We start from the raw sequence: 7,986 nt of genomic DNA on the forward strand, positions 1-7,986 counted from the left end.
ACCAAAGCCTATGGCACCGCCGCTCAATTGCGCTTATTGCGGCCCCTCAACAATGCTATTCAGTGAATCCCGAATCGCTAATTCACGGTTAGCCACTTTTTTGAATAAACCGCCAGCCGCCTGCTGCGCTACGTACTCACCTAACTGATCAGGGGAAACCGCTTGCCCCGCACTCTCTGCAGCAGTGTCGCGGTTCGTATCCGGCTTATTCGAGGCTTTCAACAAGTCGTCATACAATTTAATAGCACCATTGTCATGCAAATTCTGGGTGACTGCTGGCAGTAACGCCAACTGCACGGCCGCGCCGCCTTCAGCCATTAACAGTTCGGTCGCTGCACTTCGCGGCGAATTCACCAACTTTTGCAGTGTCTCAGCATCCATATTCGCAACCATGTTTTTCAAAATTGGTCCCGCCACCGGTATCGCATTTTCCGCCGCGCGGTTCATTAGTGTTTCCAGCAGTGCCGCCTGTGGATTGGCAGTTAAATCCCGAGCCACATCAATCACCAAACCTAAAGGCGGTGGCAGAAGGATACGCACCAGGGGGTCGTCCAAAAATCCACCTTGGATCGCCAGCTGCCTAACCACAAGGTCGATACCGGAACTCAGCCTTTGGGCAAACCTATTAGCTAAAACCTGTTGAATCTTCGACTGAGCAGCCAAAGACATATTATCGAACATCGACGCACAGCCGGACGTCAGGAGCATTACCAAGACAAGGGCAATTACACGCAATTATTAAATACCTGAATAGTGAAAATACGAAGGAAATGCCACATCGGCAGCGCCTGCTGCTTAGACCCGCGCAGGGAAGCGCTACTCATTAGCACATTCGCTCGGAATTTGACCAAACCCAAATCCGCGCCTCCATTGACAGCGACCAATCGATCTAGTTCTCAGCAAATCCATGGGGATTCAAAATTTCTTGGCTGCGGTAACTTTACGACCTTAAAAGGCGAGCAACATACGGCGACTTGTGAAATGTGTAAAATACCCACTGATCATAGCGCGCAAGCAGACACTGGTAATCTGATGACCCCAAACCCCACCGAGCTCGAGCAACTGGCGCAACAGGTCAAAGACTGGGGCCGAGAATTCGGCTTCGCCCATATTGGCATTAGCCCAGCCAGCAATGACGCCCACGCCCAGCGCTTACGAGAATGGCTAGACAAGCATTACCACGGCGACATGGCGTATATGGCAGAGCGCGAGGGCCTGCGCAGCGACCCCAAAGAGCTGCACACCGGGACCGTTCGCGTTATCAGCGCGCGCATGGATTACCTGCCCAATGCAGAAAATATGGAAGCGGTTCTCGGCAACGCCAATAAAGCCTATATATCCCGCTACGCCCTAGGTCGCGACTACCACAAGCTCATTCGCAAACGCCTGAGCCAGCTAGCCGAAAAAATAAGTGATGTTGCCGGCGGCAGTCATCGCGCCTTTGTCGATAGTGCGCCAGTACTAGAGCGTGGCTTTGCCGAACAAGCGGGCTTAGGCTGGATTGGCAAGAATAGTATGCTTATCAATAGCAAAGCGGGCTCGTGGTTTTTCCTTGGGGAAATATATACCGACCTGCCACTGCCCATAGACCCACCCCAAGACACCGGCCATTGCGGCAGTTGTCACGCCTGCTTAGTCGACTGCCCAACCGGCGCCATTGTCGCGCCCTACCAAGTGGACGCCCGGCGCTGTATTTCGTACTTAACGATTGAATTGAAGACCAGCATTCCTGAAGAACTGCGCCCACTGATGGGTAACCGCGTATTTGGCTGCGACGACTGCCAGCTGGTTTGTCCATGGAATAAATTTGCGCAAACCTCCGCCGAGACGGATTTTTCACCCCGCCATCAACTAGACAATAGTGATTTAATTGAATTGTTTTTATGGGATGAGAAAACGTTCTTAAAAAACACCGAAGGCTCGGCCATCCGCCGCATTGGCTACCAGCGTTGGCTGCGTAATCTTGCGGTAGGTTTGGGGAATGCTCCTGCCAGCAGCGCCGCGATTAGCGCGCTTAAACAACAACGCCCAAGTGCCGAGAGTATGGCACTTGAGCATATCGATTGGGCATTGGAACAATTAAAGGGAAAAGCAGCGCCATAATCAGCGCTGCGAACTCGTCGGACGTCGGGCTTTTAACTTCTCCCGTCTCCCATCAAGCGTTTGGCGGCTCTTAAAAAGGTCGTGAATAATTCAACATCGCGCTCTCGCGCCCTTCACCTTCATCCGTATAATTCAGGTTCAACGCCACCCGCGCCTGCCCCACACTCACTGCGGCACCCAGACTCACGTCGGCAAAACTCTCTCCGTCATTCTGGTAACTCGGCAAACGATAGCTGGCGTAGGCTAGATTAGTATTACGGACCTCGATAGTCTCATCGGCGTCCACTTCTTCAGACACGCCGAAGGCTTCGGCATAGAGGCTAAAACTCTCGCTCACCGCAACATTAGCCAACACACCTAAACGGAACTGGCGACTAGCGCGGCTCTGTTCACCCCACTGGTAATTAGAGACTTCACCACCTGACTCTTTATAACTATCGACTTTAGTGTTTAACCAACGTGCGCCGAGGGCGGGCGCCAAACTCACGGTTTGCGAGGAAAGTAAGTTATAGGCAAGCTGCCCGTCTAAATGCCAACCGTGGCCATCGGTACCACCACTGGCCGTTAGATTTTGATTACCCAGATTAAACTTGCGATCAATATCGCTGTAATCCACCACGCTCAAACCAACGCTAGCTTCAGCCAGCCAGCGATTTTCCCGGTAGTTCACCAAGCCACTGAAGCCAACACTGGTCGCGGCAAATTCACTGCGATCGGTATTTAACTCATGGTCAGCCATACTAATCGCCGCACCCAAGCTTAAGCCCGGCGATACTGCGCGACTAAGCCCCAAGGTTAAGTGTTTAGATTCTTGATCACCGCCGGTCGGTTCATCACCTGTGGCACCGCTCGCGCTGATAAACAGGCGATCACCATCGGCGAGCCAACGATTCTCCCGCATCACCTGCGTCAAGCTTTGCTGCTGGGTGCGGGCAATGCCTAAGCCTAAGCTTGGCACTTGCCCAACGACTTGGGGCGCCATAATGACGTCGATCATATAATCGCCAGCGATGGCGCCAACCCTAGCCGTTGGGTGCACGCCGTCATTAAACATTAGCTTGCTGGGATCAGCGGTGTTTGTCTGACTTTTTCCATAAACTGGATGCTCGATACAATCACTGTTAACGGCGTCGAAACACATATAACGCTGATCAAAATTCGCTAAGGGGCCAAACGTCGCATTAGTGCCATTGGCAAAACCATAGGCCTCGGCGTTATTCGACACGAAGTTAATCAAACCGGCGAGATCGACCGGAATGATATTCGCATTGCTTAAATTCGCATACGTCCGCAATGCCTGATTAAAACCCGCAGCACCGGCTGACACCTGCGCTGCATAGCCCGGCGTTTGAAAGTTTTGGGCCTGAGCAGCCGCCGTCTTCCCCAAGTCAGGCAAATTACTCAACATAATATAGCGGCCGCCGGCATTGCTCAGCGCCGACACCCCGGCAATTAAGGTTTGTGCAGAAGTAACGATGGTCGCCTGACTATTGGCTGTGCCATTGAGGAAGTCATTACCACCGCCATCAATTAAAATGAGCGCATTTGGATTTACACTACCAAACTCGGTTAAGTAAGAATCTCTTACCTTCGTTCCACCATCATCCTCTCTCCGCAAAAACAAGCCCGTACCGTTGATAGATTTAACTATATCGGATGTTTCATAGCCACCAACCGCATAATTAGTGCCATTACCAATCGCCGGATTAGCCGGGTTAGTCGCCAAACCGAGTGCCCTACCTAGGTGTTGCGGTGCAATTTCGGCGTAAGCACCCGTGGAAAAATTATTGCTGCCATCGCCAACGCGGTTAGTAAAACGAAAACCGAAATTACCGGAGTCCAGTAAGCTGTCGCCAAAAATAAGTAATTGGTCAAAGTAGGATTGCTGGGTCTGGGCTGAAACTTGGGTACAACACAGCAGGCTTGCTGCGCAGAGTGCGGTCAACTTTTTCATATTAGGTATCCCCTTATTATTATTTACAGCTTAGCTGATAAATTCGTTTCAGCTAGCGCAGGTCAATTTCTCATGCGGCACGAATCGAATTTACACGTCAGACAGCTATAAAAAGAACAAGGAGACCCGATGTTGTCGGTGACAACAATCTGGGTTTATACCTATAAAAGGATCGCCTGTAGGCCTACGGCCTAGGAAAGCCGAATAAAATGCTCACGATAATATTTGAGTTCAGCAATGGAGTCGCGAATATCATCTAAGGCAAGATGGGTGCCCGACTTTTTCAAGCCCTTCATCAACTCAGGCCGCCAGCGCCGCGCTAACTCTTTAACGCTGCTGACGTCTAAGTTGCGGTAATGGAAAAAGGCCTCCAAGGCTGGCATCTCCCGAGCCATGAAGCGACGATCCTGGCAAATACTGTTGCCACACATTGGCGAAGCGCCTTTCTCGACGTGCTTGTCTAAGAAGGCCAATGTTAAACGCTCTGCTTCAGCAGCGGTTATACAGGTGTCTTGCACCCGCTTAACCAGCCCAGATTCACCGTGTTGCTTGGTATTCCATTCATCCATCGCCGCGAGCACCTCGTCCGGCTGATGAATCGCCAACATCGGTCCCTCTGCCACGACATTGAGGTCACTGTCTGTTACCACAGTAGCAATTTCAATTATGTGGTCATTGACGGTGTCTAAACCGGTCATTTCCAGATCAATCCAAATAAGATTCTGTGCTTTAGCCATGCCGATGCCTTTGCGATACATAAAAATGGGAAACAAAAACACGGTAGAAACCGCGCGGAGTCAGTGGTTTACACTGCGATAAACCGGAATTGCTGCCAAAATACACGGCGTCTCTCTCGCCATAGTGTCGATTATACCAGCTCATGGGTTAAGATGGCGCTTCTCCGGCGATTGACGTGTCTATGACCAAGCGTAAACTCAGCCGCCAGCAACGCTGGCGGATAGAAAAAGTTCAGGCAGAGCGCACCGAGCGCGCTAGCAAGCGCGACAGCCGCGCCGACCAAGCGCTCAATGAGGGCGAGCTCGGCCCCGAGCAAAGCGGCTTGATCGTTAGCCACTTCGGCCAGCAGGTTGAAGTTGAGGGCGATGGCGGCCAACGTCAACGCTGCCATGTGCGAGCGCAGGTTGAAGGCTTAGTGACGGGTGACCGAGTCACTTGGCACGAGGGCAAACCTACCGGTGTGGTGGTTGCCTGTAATGAACGACGCAGCCTGCTACAACGACCTGACAACCACGGCAAGCTCAAACCGGTGGCCGCCAATATCGACCATATTGTCATCGTTATTGCCCCTGAGCCCCGGGCCCACGCGAATCTTATTGATCGTTATTTAGTGGCATCCGAAGCCATTGGCATTCGCCCGATCTTACTGCTCAATAAAACTGACCTTATTAACGACGAGAATAGTGACTACCTCAATACCATGCTTGCCCGCTACGAGGAGATTGGCTACCCGGTAACTCGGGCCTCAACAGAGTCTGAGCACGGTCTAGACGAATTAAAAGAGACACTGCGCGAACAGATTAGTGTTTTTGTCGGCCAATCAGGCGTTGGCAAATCCTCTCTCGTCAACAGTTTGCTGCCTGGCACCGACACCCGCATAGGCGCTTTGTCTGAGGCTACAGCTAAAGGTCGACATACCACCACAACCGCTAGGCTTTACCATTTCCCGAATGGCGGCAGCCTTATCGACTCGCCGGGTATTCGAGAATTTGCGCTATGGAATATGGATCGCGAAAAAGTCTTAGCCGGCTTTATCGAATTCCGGCCTTACCTCGGCCTATGCCGCTTTCGCGACTGCAAGCACGAGCACGAGCCTCGCTGCGCGCTATTAGCCGCGGAGGAAGAGCACAAAATTCGGCCTGAACGCATGGCCAGTTACCGGCAGATTATCGCCAGCCTCACAGCAGAATAATTTCATGCCAATGAGTAAAATCACCCTAATATTGTCCAAGTATTAGGATGAGGTAATTTATGTTGTCATAGCGCCCGCAGGAAAAGGCCTATTTACGTCGCATCGACTCGGCCCCTGCTGCTACAATTCACCAAAATCAGCGAACACATTATCTATTATGAAAGACTGGCCATTACTTATTGAAGCGAATCAACTCGCCGACGCACTCCACGAGCCGAACCTGTTGATACTGGATACCAGCAGTGCCGACAATTACGCCAAACACCACGTGCCCGGCGCCGTTCACATAGCCCCTGCGGAGCTCCAGTGCGGCATTAAGCCCGCCGTCGGCAAGCTGCCCGCACCGGAACAACTACAGGCATTATTCTCTCGAGTTGGCCTCAACCCAGAAAAGCATGTCATTGTTTACGATGACGAAGGTGGCGGCTGGGCCGGACGCTTGATCTGGACACTCGATGTTATAGGCCATCACAACTATTCCTATTTAAATGGTGGTTTGCAGGCTTGGTTAAGTGGCGGCCACCCCAGTGAGGACGTTGCCAACTTACCCCCTCCCAGTGAGTTCACGTTGACGATCAACAGCACACCCATTGCCGAGATCGAGGATTTCGTCCACTTACTCGGCAATAGCCAACTGGCAATTTGGGATGCCCGCTCCCCCGAAGAATATCGCGGCGAAAAAGTCTTAGCTCAGCGTGGCGGACACATTCCAGGCGCCATCAATCTAGATTGGCTAGAACTGATGGACAGAGACAATGATATGCGCCTTAAAAATCTGAGCGCCATGCAACTGCGTTTAGATCAACTCGGCCTCAGCGCCGATAAAACCATTATCACCCACTGCCAAACACACCACCGCTCCGGCCTAAGCTATTTATTAATGAAAATACTTGGCTACCCGCACATCAAGGGCTACCACGGTTCGTGGGGAGAATGGGGCAACCGCGATGACACGCCAGTAGAAGTAGGCGATACGCCCTAACCCAGTGCCCAGCAACCTTGAATTGATTTTAAAAAGGATCACGTCGTGAACATCGCGTTTATTATTTTGCAGTATTTGCTTCCCCAGCACCTGCTGTCCCGGCTTGTCGGCAAATTAGCGGAGACCCAAATCCCTTGGCTAAAAGACCTGCTAATTAGTCGATTTATTGCGCAGTACAAGGTTGATATGAGCGAAGCTGCGGACCCCGATTACCGCAATTATTCGAATTTCAATGCGTTTTTTACCCGCGCCCTAAAACCGGACGCACGCCCGATTGCCCCTGGCCCAGCTGACATAGCGTGTCCCGCCGACGGCGCCATCAGCCAACTCGGGCAAATCATTGACGGACGAATTTTTCAGGCCAAAGGCCAAGATTACAGTCTTTTGCAATTACTGGGCGGTGACCGCGAAGCGGCAGCGCAATTTTCAGGGGGTAGCTTTGCCACTGTTTACCTCTCGCCACGCGACTACCACCGCGTGCACATGCCATTGGCCGGTACACTGCAATCAATGACCTACATTCCCGGCGCGCTGTTTTCAGTAAACACCACGACGGCAGAAAATGTGCAGGGCCTATTTGCCCGCAACGAGCGCGCGGTATGCCTGTTTGAAACAGAAGCGGGGCCAATGGCGGTTATTTTGGTCGGCGCCCTAATCGTGGCCGGAATTGAAACGGTGTGGGACGGCCAAATTGCACCACCACCTAGCGGTATCAAGACCACCGACTACCGCAAAGGCGCCCGAGAAATTTATTTAGAAAAAGGCGAGGAAATGGGGCGTTTCAAACTTGGCTCTACCGCAATAGTGCTGTTTGCCAAAGACCGCGCGCAATGGGCCGATAAGTTTGAGGCCACTACTCCAACTCGCTTGGGTGAGGTTTTGGGCACCTTGAAGTAATTCGCAAAATGCTGAACGGGAGACGGGAGACAAAACCGCATCGGTCCTTGCGTCTCCCATCTCCCGTAGCGCGTCTCCCGCTTATTCACACCAGCTCCAGCGGAAAGGCGATGACTTCGT

7 protein-coding genes are annotated in these 7,986 nt (G+C 52.1%); 4 read left to right on the forward strand and 3 right to left on the reverse strand.

The features are described 5' to 3' along the window. Positions 1 to 33: 33 nt before the first annotated feature. Positions 34 to 735 (reverse strand): DUF4197 domain-containing protein, encoded by a 702-nt coding sequence (locus tag ABYT30_RS12525; protein ID WP_373081510.1) that lies wholly within the window; start codon positions 733 to 735, stop codon positions 34 to 36. A 246-nt stretch (positions 736 to 981) separates the two neighbouring features. Here ABYT30_RS12525 and queG point away from each other — a divergent pair, with 246 nt between their 5' ends. Next, positions 982 to 2,103, forward strand: a complete 1,122-nt coding sequence (gene queG, locus ABYT30_RS12530; protein ID WP_373081509.1) for a tRNA epoxyqueuosine(34) reductase QueG — start codon at positions 982 to 984, stop codon at positions 2,101 to 2,103. A 70-nt stretch (positions 2,104 to 2,173) separates the two neighbouring features. Here the strand turns inward: queG and ABYT30_RS12535 are convergent, their stop codons facing one another. Both ABYT30_RS12535 and orn read right to left on the reverse strand, forming a co-directional pair. Then, entirely contained in the window at positions 2,174 to 4,057 is a 1,884-nt protein-coding gene (locus ABYT30_RS12535; RefSeq protein WP_373096771.1) for an autotransporter domain-containing protein, read from the reverse strand. Positions 4,058 to 4,248: 191 nt separating this feature from the next. Then, a complete protein-coding gene (gene orn, locus ABYT30_RS12540; protein WP_373081104.1) occupies positions 4,249 to 4,794 on the reverse strand; it encodes an oligoribonuclease in 546 nt (181 codons plus the stop codon). 182 nt (positions 4,795 to 4,976) lie between these two features. Between orn and rsgA the strand changes: the two genes are divergently transcribed. From rsgA to asd, 3 genes are all read left to right on the forward strand, one after another. Continuing rightward, the gene (gene rsgA / locus ABYT30_RS12545) at positions 4,977 to 5,987 is read left to right on the forward strand and encodes a small ribosomal subunit biogenesis GTPase RsgA (protein WP_373081106.1); all 1,011 of its coding nucleotides are present in this window, start codon (positions 4,977 to 4,979) and stop codon (positions 5,985 to 5,987) included. A 157-nt stretch (positions 5,988 to 6,144) separates the two neighbouring features. Further along, positions 6,145 to 6,969 (forward strand): sulfurtransferase, encoded by an 825-nt coding sequence (locus ABYT30_RS12550; protein ID WP_373081108.1) that lies wholly within the window; start codon positions 6,145 to 6,147, stop codon positions 6,967 to 6,969. A gap of 45 nt (positions 6,970 to 7,014) precedes the next feature. Next, positions 7,015 to 7,866 carry an archaetidylserine decarboxylase gene (gene asd, locus ABYT30_RS12555; RefSeq protein ID WP_373081110.1) on the forward strand — a complete coding sequence of 284 codons (852 nt, stop codon included), beginning with the start codon at positions 7,015 to 7,017 and terminating at the stop codon, positions 7,864 to 7,866. The last annotated feature ends 120 nt before the right edge of the window (positions 7,867 to 7,986 follow it).

Source organism: Zhongshania sp., assembly GCF_041623545.1.
Classification (GTDB): domain Bacteria; phylum Pseudomonadota; class Gammaproteobacteria; order Pseudomonadales; family Spongiibacteraceae; genus Spongiibacter.